The following is an 18,167-nucleotide window of genomic DNA, read 5'->3' as shown; positions in this document are numbered from 1 at the left end:
GCGTTTTGGCAGACCGCGGGGCTGGGCGCGCGCAGCCACCGACCACTACGATGCTTGAGCCCCTCGTCTTCGGGGCCCGCAGACCCTCCGCACGTACCTCGCGGCACGGCACCCCGCGAGGTGCGTGCGGAGCCTTTTCGGGGGCGTCGCTTCCCCCTTCGCCGGTCAGGCCGTATCGTACGGTCCCGAACGATCTGCCGGCTCCGGACCGTCGCCCACGATGACGTCACGCCCAGCCGGCCGGGAGGAGCCGGCGTGACACAGCCACGGCTGCTGATGATCCTGAGCGAGAACTGGACCCTGACGCCGGGGCGTGACCTTCCCGAGCTCGTCCGGTGGGCCCGGGTCGCCGAGGACGCCGGCTTCGACGCGGTCATGATCAGCGAGCATGTCGTGCTCGGCCCGGACGCGAGCGCCGGCGGGGTGATGGGCAACCCGCGCGACTACGCGATGCCGGGAAACCAGGATCCGGCCATGCCGTGGCCCAACTCGCTGCTGCTGCTGGCGGCGATGGCCTCGGTCACGACCCGGCTGCGGCTGGTCGCGGGCGCCGTCATCGCGCCGCTGCGGCACCCGCTGCTGCTCGCCCGGGAGCTCGGGACGCTGGATCTGATCAGCGAGGGCCGGCTGGTCGTGCAGCCCACCGTGAGCTGGAGCAAGGACGAGTACGACGCCCTGGCGGTGCCGTTCCACCGGCGCGGCCGGATTCTGGACGAGCAGCTGGAGATTCTCGAGCTGGCCTGGCGGGGCGGTCCGCTCACGTACTCGGGCGAATTCTTCTCCTTCCAGGACGTACGGCTGGAGCCGCGCGCCTACCGCAGCGACGGGCCGCGGCTCTGGTTCGGCGGGCAGCGGATGACCGCGCCGCTGCTGCGCCGGCTGGTCCGGTGGGGACACGGCTTCCACCCGCTCGGCGAGGCGAGCGCGGCGGATCTGGACCGGCTCGCCGCCGGGCTGCGCGCCGCCGGCCGGGACCTCGCCGAGCTGGAACGGATCGGCGGCACCCGGGCGGTGTTCCCCGACGACGACTCCCCGGCCGATCTCGGGCGGGCCCTGGAGCCCGTCCGGGAGCAGCTGGCCGCCGGCTACACGACCTTCTGCGTGAAGCCGTCGCAGTTCATCGACGACGTACGCGACCTCGAGCCGTTCTGCGCCGACGTCGTGCGTCGCGTGCACGCGATGGCGGCGTCCCGCTAGAAAACCTTCCCCGACACCTCTGCGACTGCGGCCGGACTACCGCCCTCGCCGAGCTCGCCGGGGACGGCGTCGCCGAGCTCGGCGTCGGGCTGGGGTAGCGCTGGGGAACGCTTCGGCCGCAGCCCGCCAACGGCCGTGCGGGTGCAATCCGCTCTGTCAGTGGCACGGTGCTCGTCTTTCGCGTACATCCGGAGAACCGGAAGTGATGCAGCCGGCGGAAGCTACCCGCGGGTAGATTGAGCCGGGTGACGACCCACGAGGTTTTCAATCAGCCGCCGCCGCTTGTCGACTATGACGTCTCGGCCGATGCCGCCCTGCTGGCCGGGGTGGCGCGGGAGGGGGCGCCGTGGGCGGTCGGTGATCTGCACCGGCTCGGGAAGCTGGCCGGGACGGCGGAGCCGCAGCGGTGGGCCGAGGAGGCGAACCGGTACGAGCCTCGGCTGATCACGCACGATCGGTACGGGCATCGGGTCGACGAGGTGGAGTTCCATCCCTCGTGGCATCGGCTGATGGGGGTCGCGGTCGGTGCGGGGCTGGCGGGCGCGGCGTGGGCGGATGATCGGGTGGGGGCGCATGTGGCGCGGGCTGGCGGGCTCTTTGTCTGGTCGCAGGTCGAGGCCGGTCACTCGTGCCCGATCTCGATGACGTACGCCGTCATACCCGCCCTGCGGAACAATGCCGACATTTCCGGAATGTACGAGCCGTTGCTCACCAGCCGGGAGTACGACCCGGGGCTGCGCACGCCGGCGACCAAGCGCGGGTTGCTGGCCGGCATGGGGATGACGGAGAAGCAGGGCGGCTCGGACGTACGGGCGAATACGACATATGCCGTTAAATCGCAGGATGATGGCGCCTGGCGGCTGACCGGGCACAAGTGGTTCACCAGCGCGCCGATGTGCGACCTGTTCCTCGTGCTCGCGCAGACCGAATCCGGATTGTCGTGTTTCATGATGCCAAGGGTGTTGCCGAACGGCGAGAAGAACACGTTCCGCATCCAGCGCCTCAAGGACAAACTCGGCAACCGCAGCAACGCGTCCAGCGAGCCCGAATTCGAGGACGCCGTGGCGTGGCTGGTCGGCGAGGAGGGCCGCGGCGTACGCACGATCATCGAAATGGTCGCGATGACCCGCCTCGACTGCGTGACCGGCTCCGCCGCCGGCATGCGGGCCGCCCTCAACCAGGCCGTCCACCACGCCCGGCACCGGTCCGCCTTCGGCCGGCTGCTCGCCGACCAGCCCGCCATGCGCAACGTCCTGGCCGACCTCGCGATCGAGTCCGAGGCCGCCACCGTGCTCGCCATGCGCCTGGCCGGCGCCGTCGACCGCGACGAGCACGCCTTCCGCCGCCTCGCCATCGCGGTCGGCAAGTTCTGGGTGTGCAAGCGGCAGCCCGCCGTCGTCGGCGAGGCCGTGGAGTGCCTGGGCGGCAACGGCTACGTCGAGGAGTCCGGGCTGCCCCGCCTTTACCGGGACGCCCCGCTCAACTCGATCTGGGAGGGCTCCGGCAACGTCCAGGCCCTCGACGTGCTGCGCACCCTGAGCCGCGAGCCGGACAGCCTCGACGCGCTGCTGGCCGAGGTGACCGGCGTCGACCGGCGCATCGACGAGGCGGTGGCCGGCCTGCGCACGATGGTCATGGAGGAGGGCCAGGCCCGCCGGGTGGTCGAGCGAATGGCCGTGGTCCTGCAGGCGTCGCTGCTCGTACGGCACTCCCCCGCGGAGGTCGCCGACGCCTTCTGCGCGACCCGCCTGGCCGGGGATTGGGGGCACACCTTCGGCACCCTGCCCGCCGGCATCGACACGGCCGCGATCGTGGAGCGCGCAGCGCCCCAATAGGACCCGAAGCGCACGGTGACACACCGGGATGGACCGTTAAGCCCTATTTTGTGACCAATCTGGGATGATCAACGCGCTCAGTTGGCACGATCGAGGAGCCCGGGGTGCGGCAACCAATTGGCGACGTCGACCACATCGAGCCAGAGGTGGCCGACGACGCGGCGGCCCCGGAACCACCCCGGCCACCACAGGTCGCCAGGCCGGCCTTCGTGGTCATCTGCCTGGCCGTGACGCTGGTCCACCTGGTGCTGGTGTTCTTCTTCGTGGCCCCGGCCAACCCGATCTCCCAGCGCCTGAACGGGCCCATCCAGGCCTGGGTCTCCCCCTACTTCGAACAGAACTGGCTGCTGTTCGCGCCCAACCCGGAAAGCAACAAGACCCAGATCCTTGCCCGTACGGGATGGACCACCGCCACCGGCGACCACGCCACCAGCGACTGGTTCGACATCAGCGCGGTCGACAAGGCCGGCACCAGGCACAACCCGTACCCGAGCCACACCACCCAGAACATGCTCCGGCGCGCCTGGTCCGCCTACCAGTCCTCGCACCCCGACGGCGACGAGTCGACCTCCGACGGGGCGCTGCTGCGGGCCAAATACCTGCGCAACCTCGCCGTCCAGCGGGTCACCCCGCACAGTCCACACGCGTTCGAGGTGGTCCAGGTGAAGGTCGTGACCGAGCCGATCGCGCCCCCCGGCCAGTCCCCGTCGAACGAGCCCTACACGCGGGTTCTGCCCTGGTGGACGGTGACCACCGATGGCAACTGAGCTGAAAGCGGCCTACCGGCTGCTGACCGAGCGACCGCTGTCCCTCTACGCCGCGGCCGTGTTGCGGATCGGCTATGGACTGCTCTACTTCGTCATGCTCGCGCGCGAGTTCCCGCACCGCCACGAGATCTGGGGCCCGCAGTCGCCGTGGACGCCGGACCTGGCCCGCCAGATGTCCGCCGACAGCGGCTGGTTCACGTTCCTCACCCTCTCCGACGGCCGGGCGTACTTCGAGATCTGTTACGCCCTCGCGCTCGTGATCGCCGTCCTGTTCCTGCTCGGCTGGCGGACCCGGGCGGTGTCCATCCTGTTCGCGCTGGTCGTGGTCGCCTTCTACGGCCGGAACGTGCTGATCACCGACGGCGGCGACAACCTGACCGTGCTGATGGCCATCTACCTGTGCGGCACCGCCTGCGGCCGGCGCTGGTCGCTCGACGCCCGCCGGACGCGCGGGCGCCCCGAGCAGACCGGCACCCGCCAGTTCGCCGTCACGGCGGTGCACAACTGCGCGATGCTGATCATCATGGCGCAGATGTGCATCCTGTACGGCGCCGCCGGCCTGTACAAGGTGCAGGGCGGGCTGTGGGAGAACGGGACCGCCCTGCACTACGTACTCAACTCGGACCTGTTCCGGCCGTGGCCCGCGCTCTCCGACTTCATGGACGGCCACCACGTCCTGCTCGCGATCGCCGGCTACGTGACCGTGCTGGTCCAGGTCGCCTTCCCGTTCAGCCTGTTCAGCAAGCTGAAGTACGTCCTGCTGGTCATCCTGATCGGCATGCACCTCGGCATCGCCGTCCTGGTCGGACTGCCGATGTTCTCCGCCGTGATGATCCTCGGCGACGCGGTGTTCCTGCCCGACCGGTTCTTCCGCTTCCTGGCCCGCGAGGTGAAGGCTCGGGCGATCACCGGGAACCGAGCAGTTCCCGTACGCTAGCAAGCAGTTCTTCCTGGGAGATCGGCGCGACGTGGCCGCCGGTGCGGGCGTCCTGCATGGCCTTGGCCAGCTGCACGCGGCGCAGCACCTCCTTGATGTCGGCGCCGGTCATGCCGTGGCTGGCGTGCGCGAGCGCGGCCAGGTCGAGGTCGTCGGCGAACATCTCGAAGCCCGGCTGCTCGTGCACGGTGATCAGCCCCTGGATCATCTTGCGGAAGATCTCGGCCCGGCTCGCCTCGTCCGGTTTCGGCACGCTGAGCTTCACGTCGAAGCGGCCGGAGCGGATCAGCGAGTCGTCCACCCGGTGCGGGAAGTTCGTGGTCGCCACCACCAGCACGTTCGGGTTCTCCTCGATCAGGTCGTTCATCTCCTGCTTGAAGATCCCGGCGACCGCGTTGAGCGCCTGGCTGGCCGCGTCGCCGCCCGCCCCCGCGTAGCTGACGATCGAGTCGAACTCGTCGAACAGCATCAGCGTCGGCACCCGGTAGCGGCGCGCGTCCCGGAAGATCTGCTTGATGTTGCGCTCCGAGCCGCCCAGCCACTTGTCGAGGATCTCCGGGGTGCGGATCTCCCGGAAGTCCGCCCCGATCTCGTTGGCCAGCGCCCGGGACAGCATCGTCTTGCCGGTGCCCGGCGGCCCGTACATCAGAATGCCCTGCGGCCGCCGCGCACCCCAGCGGGCCATCGCCTCCGGGTGCCGGAACGACACCGCGATCTCGCGCAGCTCGGCGACCACCTCGGCGAGCCCGCCCACCATGTCCAGCGTGACGGTCTGCGTGGTGGCCGGCGTGCGCTGGACCGCCTCCCGGCTGATCACGAACTTCCGGCCGCGCAACGACTCCTCGCCGGCCAGCTCCATCACGGCCTGCAGCGTGAGCCCGACGAAGGCCTGCAGGTGCGCGGGCGTCACGTCGTCGCGCGGCACCTCGGCGAACAGCCGCACGACGGTCCCGCTCTCGTCGTACGTCACGCTCGCCTGCAGACCGACGACGGCATCGGCGAGGGTGGCGGGCTTGCGGTTCGCCGCCGGCTGGGTGGGGCGGTCGAGACCGAGCTTGCGGTACGCCGTGATCGCCGCCGATCCGACGGTGTCGACGATCCGGGTGGCGATCGGGTCGCCCTGCTCGATCCGCTTGGCCAGCAGGAGTCCTACCGGGTCCTGGCCGAGGACGAGTTTGCGGATCCGCTCCTTGGAGTAGGGCTCGTCGGCGGTCGAGATGGCCGCGGAGAAGGCGTGGACGGGCCCGGACGGGCGGTCGGCACTGGAAACGGTGAGGTCGACCCGGCTCACGGGGGGCGGCCAGGTGGCCTGGCGGAGGAGGTCCACGGGGTTGACCCGGGCCGCGGCCAGGAGGGTGGCGGCGTCGACCATCTCGACCGTCGCGCCTGCGTATTCGAAGGTCTCGCCGCGCCGTCGCGCGAAGCTCGCGTCTGACATGCACCAACAGTGACACGCCCGAGCGAGCAAGATACTAGCCGGGCGAGATACTAGCCGGGCGAGATACTAGCCGGGCGAGATACTAGCCGGGCGAGATACTAGCCGGGCGAGATACTAGCCGGGCGAGATACTAGCCGAGCGAGATACTAGCCGAGCGAGATGCTAGCCGGGCGAGATACTAGCTGCCACCACACTGCGGGGCTTGGGTTCTGTGCTCGCGCTTGGGCTTCGAGGTCTGCGACTGGTGGTCGTGAACATAGGGGCGGCGCGTTGGCGTCGGTGGCGCGTGGCGGTTCGCCGTAGGCTCCGGGGCATGCGGATCTCGATCTGGCCGGGTGCGGAGCACCCCTGGCCGGAAGTTCTGTCGATGGCGCTTCATGCCGCGGAGACGGGGTGGGACGGGGTCTGGTTCGCCGATCACTTCATGCCGGACGACGAGGACGACGGCGGGCCGATTCTGGAGGCGGCGTCGGTGGTGGCGGCGCTGGCAGCGGTCGTGCCGCGGGTGCGGATCGGCACGCTGGTCTACGGCAACACGTATCGACATCCGGCCGTGGTCGCCAACATGGCGGCTACCGTCGACCGGATCAGTGGTGGGCGGTTCGTGCTGGGGGTCGGCGCCGGGTGGCAGGTCAACGAGCATCGGCAGTACGGGATCAGTTTGCCGCCGGTGAAGGAGCGGATCGATCGGTTCGAGGAGGCGGTGCAGATCACGCTTGGGCTGCTGCGGGAGCCGCGGACCACGTTCGAGGGCAAGTATTACCAAGTGACCGACGCGGTCTGTGAGCCGGAGCCGGTGCAGGATCCGCTGCCGGTGATGATCGGGGCCAAGGGCGAGCGGCGCATGCTCCGCATTGTCGCGAAATATGCTGACCAGTGGAACGCGTGGGGCCTGCCGGAGGTCATCGCGCACAAGTCGTCGGTGCTCGATCGGTTCTGCGCGGAGCTCGGGCGCGATCCGCGGGCGATCGACCGTACGGCCCAGGCCCTGGTGTCGGTGGGTGAGCCGATCCCGGACGAGGGCGGCGGGAGGCCGGTGATCGGTGGGTCGCCGGCGGAATTCGCCGACGCGGTCGCGCGGTACCGCGAGATCGGGCTGGACGAGCTGATCGTTCCGGACGAGTTGCTGGGCGTGGGGAAGGCCAGGCTGGCGGCCATGGACACGATCCTGGGCATCGTCCGGGGCTGATCAGAAGCTCGCGCGGGCTACGGTGCGGGGCATGACGATCGACTTCACCGACCCGGAGGTCATCCGCGACCCGTATCCGGCGCTCGCCCGGCTGCGGGAGCGGGCCGCGGTGAGCTGGCACGAGCCGACCGGCACCTGGCTGGCCGCCTCGCACGCCGCCGCCGATGCGGTGCTGCGCGATCGCCGCCTGGGCCGGTTCTGGGTCGATCGCGAGCCGGCCGCGGTGTGGGAGCCGTTCAACCTGCTGCACCGCAACCAGATGATGGAGAACGAGCCGCCCGCCCACACCCGGCTGCGCGCGCTGGTGGCCAAGGCGTTCGCCCGCGGCCACGTGGAGCGCCTGCGGCCGGCGGTCGACGCCGAGGCCGCCCGCCTGGTCCGCGCCGCCGGCGACGAGTTCGACCTGCTGACCGCGGTGGCCGAGCCTCTCGCCGTCACCGTGATCGCCGAGCTGCTGGGCGTACCGGCGCCCGACCGGCACCGCCTGCGGCCCTGGTCGGCGGCGATCGTCCGGATGTACGAGGTCTCCCGTACGCCCGAGGCCGAGGCCGCCGCCCTCGCCGCCTGCCGCGAGTTCGCCGGCTACCTGCGCGACCTGGCCGCCCGCCGCGCGGCCGATCCCCGGGACGACCTGATCAGCCACCTGGTCGCGGTCCGGGACGGCTCCGACCGCCTGACCGCCGACGAGCTGGTCGCCTCGGCCATCCTGCTGCTGAACGCCGGCCACGAGGCCTCGGTCAACGCGCTCGGCGGCGGCGTGGTCGCCCTCCTCCGGCACCCGGCGCAGCTGGACCGCCTCGCCGACGACCGCTCGCTGGTCCCCACCGCGGCCGAGGAGATGATCCGGTACGACCCGCCGCTGCACATGTTCGTCCGTACCGCGGCCGCCCCGGTCACCATCGCCGGCGTCCCGATCGGCGCGGGCGAGCGGATCGCCGCCCTGCTCGGCGCGGCCAACCGGGACCCGGCCGTGTTCGCCGAGCCGGACGTCTTCGACGCCGCCCGCGATCCCAACCCGCACCTGGGTTTCGGCGCCGGGCTGCACTTCTGCCTGGGCGCTCCCCTCGCCCGGATCGAGCTGCGGGCCGGCCTGAGCGCGCTGCTCGACCACGCGCCGGGGATGACGCTCGCCGCCGAGCCGGTCAACCGGCCGACCTTCGTGCTGCGGGCCTGTCGGGAGGTACGGCTCAGCCGGCGGGCTTGAGCGTCGCCTGGTCGATCGCGGTCACCAGGGCCTCGTCGCCGGCCAGATCGGGCGCCAGCAGGGTCAGCACGTCGCGCACGCTGCCGGCCCGGGCCTGGAACGGCTCGGCGCCCGCGTCGGCCACCGGCGCGCCGAAGCCGCGCAGGTGGTCGATCCAGGCCGCGACGATCCGGATCGCGCCGGCCGGCAGCCGCCCGTCGGCCACCTCGGCGCGCAGCACGGGCAGGACGCGCACCGGCAGCTTCTGCGAGCCGTCGGCGGCGATCTGGGCCAGGGTGTGCCGGATCCGCCGGTTGCCGAAGCGGGTCAGCAGCGCCTCCCGGTAGGCGGCCAGCTCGCCGGGCGGCAGGGGGACGTGCCGGCTCGCCTCGTCCCACCATTGCCCCAGCCAGGCACGGCACTCCGGATCGGCCACCGCGTCGGCGACGGTGACCTGACCGCGGGCGCTCCCGGCGTACGCAAGCAGGGAATGACCACCGTTGAGCAGCAGGAGTTTCCGCTGCTCGTGCGCGGTGACGTCGGAGACGAACCGCGCTCCCCCGGCCTCCCAGGACGGTCGTCCGCCGGGGAAGACGCCGCTGAGCACCCACTCGGTGAACGGCTCGGTCACCACGGGGACGGCGTCGGCGAAACCGGTCAGCGCGACCGCGGCGCGCACGTCCTCCTCGGTGGTGCGCGGGGTGATCCGGTCGACCATGGTGGTCACGAACGAGACGTTGTCGCGGATCCAGGGCACCAGCGCCGGCTCAGCGAGCGTGGTGAAATCGAGCAGCACCCGGGCCGCCGCCGCGCCGTTCTCCGGCAGGTTGTCGCAGGGCACGATCGCGATCGGGCCGCCGCCGTGGATGCGCCGCTCGGCGAGCCCGGCCATCAGCCGGCCGGGCACGCTCCGCACCGGCTCGCCGCGCAGCCAGGCGGTCACGTCGGCGGCGGCCCGGCTCTCGTCCAGGCCGCCGCCGGCGCCGCGCAGGTAGCCGGCCTCGGTCACCGTCAGCGTGACGACGGTCGTGCGGGGTGCGGCCAGGTGCGTACGCCACGCTTGCAGATCATCCGAGGCGTACGCGGCATCCAGCGCCGAGACGATCGAGGCGTCGTCGTGCTCGGGGCCGCGCACCAGCAACGTGTACCGCCCGTGCTGGGCGTTGAGCGCGGCCGCCGCGCCCGGTGACCGCCCGGTGAACGCCGCGATCGGCCACTGCCCGGCGTCCGGCGCCACCGACGTGTACCACGCCTGGTGCGCCCGGAAGAAGTTACCGAGGCCCAGATGGACGATCCGCATGGCTCCATCCTGGTTACCGCCGCAGGGCCGTGCAACCGAGTCTCAGCACCCGTTGCGCATCGCGCTCACCGCCACGTCGTCGTACCAGAGGGTGTCCGCGCCCGAGCCGTAGCTCTCCCAGCCGAGCTTGAGGTCGGTCAGCGCCGGCCGCCAGGTGCGGTTGAGCCACTGGCTGTCGATGTCGTGGGTCGGCACGCCGTCCTCGAGCAGGCCGGGCACCGAGGTGCCGTTGAGCCACGTCTGGATGGTGCCGTTGGTGCCGTCCACCTTGAACTCGACGCAGTTCCAGGTGTTCACCGGCAGCGGCGCGGAGAGGGCGACGCCGGCCGGGCTCTGCTCGGGCAGGGTGGCGTCGTCCGAGGCCCGGTTGAACTGCAGGGCGCCGTTCTGGCCGCCGAAGCGCAGGTCCTTGCCGCCGTCGTTGGCGTCGGCCATGGCGACCGCGGCGACGTGCGCGGCGGGCAGCGCGGTGGTGTGCCGCACCCAGTAGCGGACGTACCACACGTTGCTGGTGGCGGCGAGGATCTGCGTGCTGCGGACGAAGACGTGGTTGCAGTAGCCCTCAGCGCCGTTGATCCGCAGCGAGGTGGTGCCGCTGTGCGCCACGGTCTTGTCGATCGTCGCGGTGCCGGCGCCGGAGCAGTCGGGGTAGGTGACCGCCCAGTTCCCGCTCGGCGTCGTGCCGGTCTGGCCCTCGAAGCCGTCACAGACCTCGGCGGCCCCGCAATTCTGGGGCGGCGCGGAGGTTGGTGGGGTGGTGGGGGGCGTAGTGGGCGGGGTCGTCGTGGGGGCAGTGGTGGGCGGGGTGGTCGTCGGTGTCACGTCGGGTCCGCAGGCGACGCCGTTGAAGGTGAAGGCGGCCGGCGTGGCGTTGGTGCCGGAGTACGTGCCCTGGAAGCCGAAGCTGGTGGTGGCGCCGCTGGCGAGGCTGCCGTTCCAGGCGACGTTGGTGGCGGTGACCGCGGTGCCGGTCTGGCTCACTGTCGCGTTCCAGGCATTGGTGACCTTCTGGTCGCCGGCGAACGCCCAGGACACCGTCCAGGAGCTCACCGCCGTCCCGTAGTTGGTCACCTTCACGTCCGCGGTGAAGCCGCTGGACCACGAGTTCGGGGTGTAGACCACGGCGCAGGCGGCGGCCGCGGTCGCCGCGGAGGCGGCCGCGACGACCATCCCGGCGCCGGCCACGACGGCGGCCGTGGCCAGGGCGAGTGTTCTTCGACGCATGAGGTTCTCCCGGGGGACGGAGGTGTTGGGAGCGCTCCCAGACATATCGATGACTGTAGTTGGCTTTGGCCGGACGCGGAAGCGGGCCCGCGCTTACACGCTCAGCAACATGAACGCCACCCTTCGTGAGTGTGACATTCGTCGATTCGATTGATGACGAAAGAGGCAAACACCGTTTGGTTCGGTCGGCTAACCGACAAGCCGATATGCAAGGGGCCACTCGGCGCGATTAGGTGGTTCTCGCTCGCACAGCGACCCGGGGTGGAGGAGATGGTCACGGTGACGAACGCGGTGGTTTTCGTGCAACAGGACAGGTTCGAGGTGAACGCCGCGCGCTGCCTCGACTACTGCGCTGTCCGGCGGTATGCGGTGGCCGGCCTGATCAGCGGCGACTGGCCGGCGGCCCTGCAGATGCTCGACGACGGCCTGGCCTCCGTGATCATCGTGTCCACGCCCGCCCACCTGGAGCAGGCGCAGGGGGCGGCGCCGCGCGGCGAGTCCCGGGTGGAGATCGTGCCCAAGCGGCTCAACCGGCGCCGCCCGGCCACCCGCCCGGTGGCGCGCATGGCGACGCTCACCTGATCCGAGGTTCTGCGCGGCCCGCCGGGGCGACTGGCTACAGTTCGTACGGCAGGCGGGCAAGCGAAGGAGACGTACGGACATGGCGGGCGACATCGACCCCGAGCGGCTGGCGATCTGCCTGGCCGTGCTGGCCGAGGCCGAGGCTCTCCCGCCCGAGCACCCCGACGCGGTGGCCGTCCGGCGGGCGACGGGCGGCCTGTTCAAGACCGTGAAGCTGCAGCGCCGGCGGGAGCGGCGGGAGGCGATCCTCGCCGCCGACCGCGAGGTCACCGAGGCGACCGCGACCGGCGCGCCGGGCCGGATCGACGACGAGACGGCCGGCATCCCGCTGCGGACGAGCGTCACCGGCGGCACGGCCGGGGTGCTGCGCCAGCCCCGCGGCTGCTACACCTGCAAGCAGCGGTACACCGTGGTCGACGCGTTCTACCACCAGCTCTGCCCCGGCTGCGCGGCGCTCAACCACGCGAAACGCGACGCCCGCACCGACCTGACCGGGCGCCGGGCGCTGCTCACCGGCGGCCGCGCCAAGATCGGCATGTACATCGCGCTGCGGCTGCTGCGCGACGGCGCCGACCTCACCATCACCACCCGTTTCCCGCACGACGCGGTCCGCCGCTACTCGGCGATGCCGGACAGCGCCGACTGGCTGCACCGGCTCCGGGTGGTCGGCCTCGACCTGCGCGACCCGGCCCAGGTGGTCGGTCTCGCCGACTCGGTCGCCCAGCGCGGCCCGCTGGACATTCTGATCAACAACGCCGCCCAGACCGTACGCCGGACGGCCGGTGCCTACGCGGCGATCGCGGCGGCCGAGGGCGAGCCGTTGCCCGACGGGCCGCTGCCCGAGCTGGAGTACTTCGGCACGGCCGGCGCCTCCCCCGCGGCGGCGCTCACCGCCGGGTCCGGCGCGACGCTGAGCCCGCGGCAGGTGACCGAGCTCGCGCTGGTGGCCCGCTCGGCCGAGATCGACGCGGGCGGCCTGGTCCCCGATGTGACGCCGACCAACAGCTGGAGCGACCGGGTGCACGAGGTCGACCCGCTCGAGCTGCTCGAGGTCCAGCTGTGCAACGTGACGGCGCCGTTCGTCCTGGTCAGCCGCCTGCGTACGGCAATGACGAAGTCGACCTTCCAGCGCCGGTACGTGGTGAACGTGTCGGCGATGGAGGGCGTCTTCGCCCGCGGCTACAAGGGCGCCGGACACCCGCACACGAACATGGCGAAGGCCTCGCTGAACATGCTGACCCGCACCAGCGCGGACGACCTGTTCGCCGACGGGATCCTGATGACCAGCGTGGACACCGGCTGGATCACCGACGAGCGGCCGCACCCGACCAAGACCCGGCTGGCCGGCGAGGGCTTCCACGCGCCGCTCGACCTGGTCGACGGCGCGGCCCGGGTGTACGACCCGATCGTCCGCGGCGAGCGCGGCGAGGACCTGTACGGCTGCTTCCTGAAGGACTACGCGCCCGGCGCCTGGTGACGGAGCGAGCCACACCCCGCGCGGGGTGTGGCTCGCCTGTTCCGGTGGGCCGGCCGGTTCAGAAGTTCACGGTGGTCCAGTGGTGGCCGCCGCCACCACCGCCGCCGTTGCCCCCGCCGCCGCCGTTGCCGCCACCGCCGCCGTTGCCGCCACCGCCGCCGATGGCGCCGATCACGCCGCCATTGCCGCCGCCGTTGCCGCCACCGCCGCCGTTGCCGCCGCCGCCACCGTTGCCGCCGCCACCGCCGTTGCCGCCGCCATTCATGCCGCCGCCGTTACCGCCGCCGCCACCATTGCCGCCGCCACCGCCGTTACCGCCTCCGCCACCGTTACCGCCGCCGGGACCGTTGCCGCCGCCGCCGGGGCCGTTGCCGCCACCGCCGGGGCCGCCCGGCCACCACGGGTGGTGCGGGTCCCAGCTGCCGTGGCCCGGCCACCACTGGCCGACCCAGTTGCCCGGCCAGTGACCGGGCCAGCCGTGGCCCCAGTCGTTGTCGTCGACGACCAGCGCGACCCGGCTGTTCCAGCCGCCGCCCGCGCGATAGCAGGTGTAGTCGTCCCACCAGCCCTCGTCCTCGCCCCATTCGCCGGCGCGGACACAGGTGCGGTAGTTACGGAAGAACCCGACGAGCCGGTCACCACGCCACTGGGCGCTGATGATGGAATCCGATCGCGACGCCCCCTGGTCAGTGCTCGACGCGGCCTGAGCCGGCCCACCGACCGACGAGACGCTCGTTACCAGGCCGAGGCCCGACATCAGAAACATCCGGGTAAATCGGTTCATTTCACACCTTCTCTTGACAAAGCGTTATGCCTTGACCAGGGAACCATGGGTGCGGAATGTGACCGGATCGTTTCCCAGGGAGTACGCCGATCGTGGGAGAAGAGACTCCCCCTACTCTTCGGGCATGGCGAGGTACGCGGGCCGCAGGAGGTCGGCAATCGGGCGGCCCTCGTGCGCCAGCGGCGGCGGATCGAGCTGATCGAGCAGCGCGTCCGGTCGCGCGACGTTCCCCGGCCGACCGGTAACCGCCGCGGGCGCCACCTCGCCGCCCCAGAACGCGTCCCCCCAGTCTTTCCCGGAATCCGGCATATCCGAAACCACCGAAAGGACGGGTTTTTCCGGCGGGGGCGGCGGGGCGCCCGAGCCGCGCAGCTCGCGCAGGTGCAGCAGCAGTTCGTCCCGGTGCCGGCCGCGCCAGGCGAAGACCCCGAACGGATCCTCCTCGAACGAGCGGGCGAGCGCATAACAGGTCGCCGCGAGGTGCACGCACGGCATCGGCCACCGCTCGCAGGAGCAGTCCATCGCCACCTCGTCCAGCGAGAGCGGCACCAGGCTGAGCCCGGCCCCGGCGAAGACCTCGCCGATCCCGGCGGGCATCCGCCCGGCGAGCAGGTCGGCCGCGAACCGCGCCTCGGCCACCAGGTCCTGCTCGACCCGGGCCCACTCGGAGGCGCCGAAGGACCGCACCGCGATCCGCGCCCGAAATGCCTTGGGGTCGTCCGGCCCGCGCACCAGCGCCACCACGAGACTCCCCGAGATGGTCAGCTGCCGCACATACCCGTTCCGCTCGTCGCGCCTGCCACGGGCAAACGTCGGCCCCATCCGCAGCGACTCGAAGGTCCCGAGGAACGCAAGCGCAAGCCTGTCGTCAGTCAACGATGGCCTCCGGCGCCAGAAGCATGAGTTCGCGCAGTTCGGCGGTGTCGAGCGCGGTGAGCCAGCCCTCGCCGTTGCCCACCACCCGGGACGCGAGCACGCCCTTGTCCACGAGCAGCCGGTCGATCCGCTCCTCGAGGGTGCCGAGGCAGACCAGCGTGTGCACCCGCACGTCGCGCCGCTGCCCGATCCGGAACGCGCGGTCGGTGGCCTGCGCCTCGGTCGCCGGGTTCCACCAGCGGTCGACGTGCACCACATGGCTGGCCGCGGTCAGGTTGAGCCCGGTGCCGCCGGCCTTCAGGGAGAGCACGAAGATGCCCGGCCGCGGATCCTCCTGGAACGCGGCGACCAGCGCGTCCCGGTCGGCCCGGGACGTGCCGCCGTGCAGGAACCGCACCGGCACGCCGAACCGGGCGGCCAGGTGCGGGGTGAGCATCCCGCCGAACTTCGCGAACTGGGTGAAACACAGCGCGCTCTCCCCCTCGGCGAGCGCGCCGTCCAGGATCTCCTCGAGCCGCTCCAGCTTGCCGGACCGGCCGGGCAGCGGCGAGCCGTCGCCGAGCAGCAGCGCCGGGTGCACGCACGCCTGTTTCAGCTTGGTCATCGCGGCCAGCACGATGCCCTTGTTCCACTTGTCGCTGCTCTCGTCGAGGCGGGTGGACATGTCGTCGAGCACCGCCCGGTAGAGCGTCGCCTGCTCCGGCGTAAGGCCGCACAGGTGCCGCACCGCGCGTTTCGCCGGCAGGTCGTTGATCACGGCGGCGTCGGATTTCGCCCGGCGCAGCAGGAACGGCCGGGTGGCGTGCCGCAGCCGGGCCGCCGCCTCCTCGTCGCCGAACCGCTCGACCGGCACGGCGAACCGGGCGCGGAAGGTGTGGGCCGAGGCGAGCACGCCGGGGTTGAGGAAGTCGAGGATCGACCACAACTCGGCCAGGCGGTTCTCCACCGGCGTACCGGTCAAGGCGATGCGCACCCGGGCCGGAAGCTTACGGACGGCCTTGGCCACCGCGCTGCCGCTGTTCTTGATGTGCTGCGCCTCGTCGAGCACGACCCGGTCCCAGGCGACGGCGGCCAGGTCGCCGGCGGCGCGGGTGGCGGTGGCGTAGGTGGTCAGCACGATGTCGGCCCCGGCGAGCGTGGCCGGCGCGGGCCGCTCGGCGCCGTGCAGCACCTTGACCACCAGCGAGGGCGCGAACCGCTCGGCCTCCCGCTGCCAGTTGCCGAGCACCGAGAGCGGGCAGATCAGCAGGGCCGGCCCCGAGCGCCGATGCAGCAACAGCGCGAGCAGCTGAATCGTCTTCCCGAGGCCCATGTCGTCGGCGAGACAGGCCCCCAGCCCGAGGCCGTCGAGAAAGGCCAACCACGAAAAACCACGGATTTGGTACGGGCGGAGCACGCCCGCCAAGCCCTCCGGCGGATCGAGCAGCTCCAGCCGCTGGTCGAGCTCCCCGGAGAGCAGGTCGGCCAGCCACCCCTCGCCGCCGACCGCGGTCACCGGCAGCGGCAGCTCCTCCGGCGGCAGCAGCTTGACCGTCCGCAACGCCATGCCCGCGGTCATCGACCCGCCCCCGCGTTCCAGGAACCGCAGTCCCGCCGCGAGATGATCGGGGTCGAGGTGCACCCAGCGCCCGCGCAGCCGGACCAGCGGCACCTTGGCCTGGGCCAGGTCGGTCAGCTCGGACTCGGTGAGCGGCTCCCCGCCGATCGCCAGCCCCCACCGGTAGTCGACCAGGTGGGCGAGGTCGGCCGTCTCGTCCCGCAGGACCGGCGGGATCGGGTCTCGGCCGCGCACCTCGAGGGCCAGGCCCAGGCTCTGCCGCTCGCGCCACCAGGTCGGGAGCAGCACGCCGTAGCCGGCCTCCTCCAGGACGGCGGCCTGGCCGAGGAAGGCGTGCGCCTCGGCGGTCTCCAGGACCATGTCGATCGGGCGCGGCACCCGCAGGGCGGCCTGCAGGTCGGGATAGAGGCGGGCGGCCCGGCCCAGGCCGCCGAGCAGGCGCTCCTGCGGGTGCCTGGTCCAGCGGCGCAGCGGGGCGTACTCGTCCCGCCAGATGTCGGCGGCGGTCACCAGGGCGCTCGGCTCCTCCACGGCCTGCAGCAGGAACTCGAGCAGCCAGGCGTCCCGGCCGATCCCGTCGGCCCGCGGGTCGGTGGCGTCCGGCTCGTCGTCCAGTTCGTGCAGGTGGCTGAGGCGGAAGCACAACCGGACGGCGGACCCGGCGGCCGCGCTCGCATGCCACGCGTCCAGGCGCTCGGTGAGCTCGTCGACCAGCGCCGGCGCGGCGGTGAACGTGGGCTCGCCGCTCAGCGCGGCCAGCCAGCCGTCGCCGAGCTCCACCCCGGCCACCGCCAGCCTGGTGCGGACCAGGCCGTCCACCAGCCGGTGCAGGGCGGCGGCCAGCAGGTCGGCGGCCGGCAGCGCGCCGGTCGCGGCCCGGCAGGCGGCCGGCATGCGGCGCAGCAGCTCGGCGTGGTGGATCGCGTCGAACCCGGTCAGCACCGGGCGCCACCGCGAGGTGGGGCCATCGCGCAGCACCACCGGTAGGACGCGTCCGCGCCGGACCAGGTCGGCGGCGAAGGAGCACAGGTCGATCAGCCAATGGGCGTCGGGCCCGACCCGGCCGTCGAACTCGTCGGCCAGCTCGTCGTCGACGAACGGCACGGTGACCGCCGGCACCTGCCACGACCGGGGTTTCGGGGCGCCCCGCCGAGAAGCCAGGCCCAGCTGCGGCGAGGGCACCGGGCCGGCGCTGGTCGAGGGCAGCACGAGCGGGACGGTCGCGAGATCGTCACCCGGCGGGAGGCGATCCCGCTCGACGGCGAAGGGATGGCCGCTCCCTCGCCGGAATTCCCCGGACATGTCGGACTCGCCCCAGAGGCAGAGAGAGCCGTCGGTCAGCAGGAAGCCGTGCAGCACCCGGACGCCGGCCTGGACCACGACCGTCATGGCCGGCGCGTCCAGACGACGTCCCGTACGCGGGCACATCTCGGGTCGCCGTGCTCGTCGGTCAGCCCCAGCTCCCCGACCAGGAGACCGCCGTTCTCGTACGCGTCGCGCAGCACCGCCGTCGGGACGTCGCCGAACATCAGCTTGGCCCGGCGGAACATGTCGAAGCCGTCCCCGGCGACGTTTCCCCAGGCCAAGTAGAGGAAACGGGCCCCCGGCCGGCCATGCACGAACGGCCCGCCGACGTCGAGGAGCTCGTCGACCTCCCGCGCCGTGACGTCGAACTCCCACGCGGCCGTCGCCGCGGTCACCGGGACGAGTTCGATGACCTCGGCCTTGCGCTGGACCCCGACATGCACGTTCCGCAGGCGCAGCTCCTCGCCGCCCGGCAGGTCCCGCCCCTCGATCCGCATCCGCACCCGACCGACAAT

15 protein-coding genes are annotated in these 18,167 nt (G+C 72.1%); 8 read left to right on the top strand and 7 right to left on the bottom strand.

Annotated features, from left to right (window positions below):
- The first annotated feature begins 255 nt into the window (after nt 1–255).
- The 4 genes from IH26_RS0106980 (at nt 256) to IH26_RS0106965 (ending at nt 4,736) form a co-directional block, all read left to right on the top strand.
- Complete coding sequence (locus IH26_RS0106980; protein ID WP_211268597.1) at nt 256–1,197, top strand: TIGR03619 family F420-dependent LLM class oxidoreductase; 942 nt, start codon at nt 256–258, stop codon at nt 1,195–1,197.
- Nucleotides 1,198–1,442: 245 nt separating this feature from the next.
- Nucleotides 1,443–3,032 carry an acyl-CoA dehydrogenase family protein gene (locus IH26_RS0106975; protein ID WP_030435280.1) on the top strand — a complete coding sequence of 530 codons (1,590 nt, stop codon included), beginning with the start codon at nt 1,443–1,445 and terminating at the stop codon, nt 3,030–3,032.
- Nucleotides 3,033–3,136: 104 nt separating this feature from the next.
- Nucleotides 3,137–3,799 (top strand): DUF5819 family protein, encoded by a 663-nt coding sequence (locus tag IH26_RS0106970; protein WP_084598684.1) that lies wholly within the window; start codon nt 3,137–3,139, stop codon nt 3,797–3,799.
- Nucleotides 3,789–4,736: an HTTM domain-containing protein gene (locus IH26_RS0106965; protein WP_051807643.1), complete on the top strand. Its 948-nt coding sequence runs from the start codon at nt 3,789–3,791 to the stop codon at nt 4,734–4,736. The genes IH26_RS0106970 and IH26_RS0106965 overlap by 11 nt, the downstream gene beginning before the upstream one ends.
- Here the strand turns inward: IH26_RS0106965 and IH26_RS0106960 are convergent.
- Complete coding sequence (locus IH26_RS0106960; protein ID WP_030435277.1) at nt 4,705–6,174, bottom strand: ATP-binding protein; 1,470 nt, start codon at nt 6,172–6,174, stop codon at nt 4,705–4,707. The two genes, IH26_RS0106965 and IH26_RS0106960, sit on opposite strands and share 32 nt — an antisense overlap.
- A gap of 313 nt (nt 6,175–6,487) precedes the next feature.
- On the opposite strand from IH26_RS0106960, the gene IH26_RS0106955 reads away from it, so the two are divergent.
- The gene (locus tag IH26_RS0106955) at nt 6,488–7,363 is read left to right on the top strand and encodes a TIGR03560 family F420-dependent LLM class oxidoreductase (protein WP_030435276.1); all 876 of its coding nucleotides are present in this window, start codon (nt 6,488–6,490) and stop codon (nt 7,361–7,363) included.
- A 31-nt stretch (nt 7,364–7,394) separates the two neighbouring features.
- On the top strand, nt 7,395–8,567 hold the full coding sequence (locus IH26_RS0106950; protein ID WP_030435275.1) for a cytochrome P450: 1,173 nt from the start codon (nt 7,395–7,397) through the stop codon (nt 8,565–8,567).
- Here the strand turns inward: IH26_RS0106950 and IH26_RS0106945 are convergent.
- Both IH26_RS0106945 and IH26_RS0106940 read right to left on the bottom strand, forming a co-directional pair.
- A complete protein-coding gene (locus IH26_RS0106945; RefSeq protein WP_030435274.1) occupies nt 8,551–9,846 on the bottom strand; it encodes a mannitol dehydrogenase family protein in 1,296 nt (431 codons plus the stop codon). The two genes, IH26_RS0106950 and IH26_RS0106945, sit on opposite strands and share 17 nt — an antisense overlap.
- Before the next feature lie 42 nt (nt 9,847–9,888).
- Nucleotides 9,889–11,070: a cellulose-binding domain-containing protein gene (locus IH26_RS0106940; protein WP_030435273.1), complete on the bottom strand. Its 1,182-nt coding sequence runs from the start codon at nt 11,068–11,070 to the stop codon at nt 9,889–9,891.
- Between the two features lie 270 nt (nt 11,071–11,340).
- Between IH26_RS0106940 and IH26_RS0106935 the strand changes: the two genes are divergently transcribed.
- The gene (locus tag IH26_RS0106935) at nt 11,341–11,652 is read left to right on the top strand and encodes a hypothetical protein (RefSeq protein ID WP_157437084.1); all 312 of its coding nucleotides are present in this window, start codon (nt 11,341–11,343) and stop codon (nt 11,650–11,652) included.
- Nucleotides 11,653–11,731: 79 nt separating this feature from the next.
- Nucleotides 11,732–13,129, top strand: coding sequence for an SDR family NAD(P)-dependent oxidoreductase (locus IH26_RS0106930; protein WP_030435271.1), 1,398 nt, complete (start codon nt 11,732–11,734; stop codon nt 13,127–13,129).
- Nucleotides 13,130–13,187: 58 nt separating this feature from the next.
- On the opposite strand, the gene IH26_RS62015 is transcribed toward IH26_RS0106930, so the two are convergent.
- The 4 genes from IH26_RS62015 to IH26_RS0106910 all read right to left on the bottom strand — a co-directional run bounded on the left by IH26_RS62015 (nt 13,188) and on the right by IH26_RS0106910 (nt 18,149).
- Nucleotides 13,188–13,913 (bottom strand): hypothetical protein, encoded by a 726-nt coding sequence (locus tag IH26_RS62015; RefSeq protein WP_211268596.1) that lies wholly within the window; start codon nt 13,911–13,913, stop codon nt 13,188–13,190.
- A gap of 111 nt (nt 13,914–14,024) precedes the next feature.
- Entirely contained in the window at nt 14,025–14,789 is a 765-nt protein-coding gene (locus IH26_RS0106920; protein WP_051807641.1) for an SWIM zinc finger family protein, read from the bottom strand.
- Nucleotides 14,782–17,736: a DEAD/DEAH box helicase gene (locus IH26_RS0106915; RefSeq protein ID WP_030435268.1), complete on the bottom strand. Its 2,955-nt coding sequence runs from the start codon at nt 17,734–17,736 to the stop codon at nt 14,782–14,784. Before IH26_RS0106915 ends, IH26_RS0106920 begins: the two co-directional genes overlap by 8 nt.
- Complete coding sequence (locus IH26_RS0106910; RefSeq protein ID WP_051807764.1) at nt 17,733–18,149, bottom strand: DUF5990 family protein; 417 nt, start codon at nt 18,147–18,149, stop codon at nt 17,733–17,735. Before IH26_RS0106910 ends, IH26_RS0106915 begins: the two co-directional genes overlap by 4 nt.
- Between the last annotated feature and the right edge of the window lie 18 nt (nt 18,150–18,167).

This window comes from Actinoplanes subtropicus (assembly GCF_000721705.1).
Lineage (GTDB): Bacteria > Actinomycetota > Actinomycetes > Mycobacteriales > Micromonosporaceae > Actinoplanes > Actinoplanes subtropicus.
This window is presented reverse-complemented; position numbering and strand designations above follow the sequence as displayed.

Excerpts from the sequence above, each read along its gene's own strand:
- IH26_RS0106945 (WP_030435274.1), bottom strand. The coding sequence starts at position 9,846 with ATGCGGATCGTCCATCTGGGCCTCGGTAACTTCTTCCGGGCGCACCAG.
- IH26_RS0106915 (WP_030435268.1), bottom strand. The coding sequence starts at position 17,736 with ATGACGGTCGTGGTCCAGGCCGGCGTCCGGGTGCTGCACGGCTTCCTG.
- IH26_RS0106950 (WP_030435275.1), top strand. The coding sequence starts at position 7,395 with ATGACGATCGACTTCACCGACCCGGAGGTCATCCGCGACCCGTATCCG.
- IH26_RS0106930 (WP_030435271.1), top strand. The coding sequence starts at position 11,732 with ATGGCGGGCGACATCGACCCCGAGCGGCTGGCGATCTGCCTGGCCGTG.
- IH26_RS62015 (WP_211268596.1), bottom strand. The coding sequence starts at position 13,913 with ATGAACCGATTTACCCGGATGTTTCTGATGTCGGGCCTCGGCCTGGTA.
- IH26_RS0106940 (WP_030435273.1), bottom strand. The coding sequence starts at position 11,070 with ATGCGTCGAAGAACACTCGCCCTGGCCACGGCCGCCGTCGTGGCCGGC.
- IH26_RS0106935 (WP_157437084.1), top strand. The coding sequence starts at position 11,341 with ATGGTCACGGTGACGAACGCGGTGGTTTTCGTGCAACAGGACAGGTTC.
- IH26_RS0106965 (WP_051807643.1), top strand. The coding sequence starts at position 3,789 with ATGGCAACTGAGCTGAAAGCGGCCTACCGGCTGCTGACCGAGCGACCG.
- IH26_RS0106960 (WP_030435277.1), bottom strand. The coding sequence starts at position 6,174 with ATGTCAGACGCGAGCTTCGCGCGACGGCGCGGCGAGACCTTCGAATAC.
- IH26_RS0106955 (WP_030435276.1), top strand. The coding sequence starts at position 6,488 with ATGCGGATCTCGATCTGGCCGGGTGCGGAGCACCCCTGGCCGGAAGTT.
- IH26_RS0106910 (WP_051807764.1), bottom strand. The coding sequence starts at position 18,149 with ATGCGGATCGAGGGGCGGGACCTGCCGGGCGGCGAGGAGCTGCGCCTG.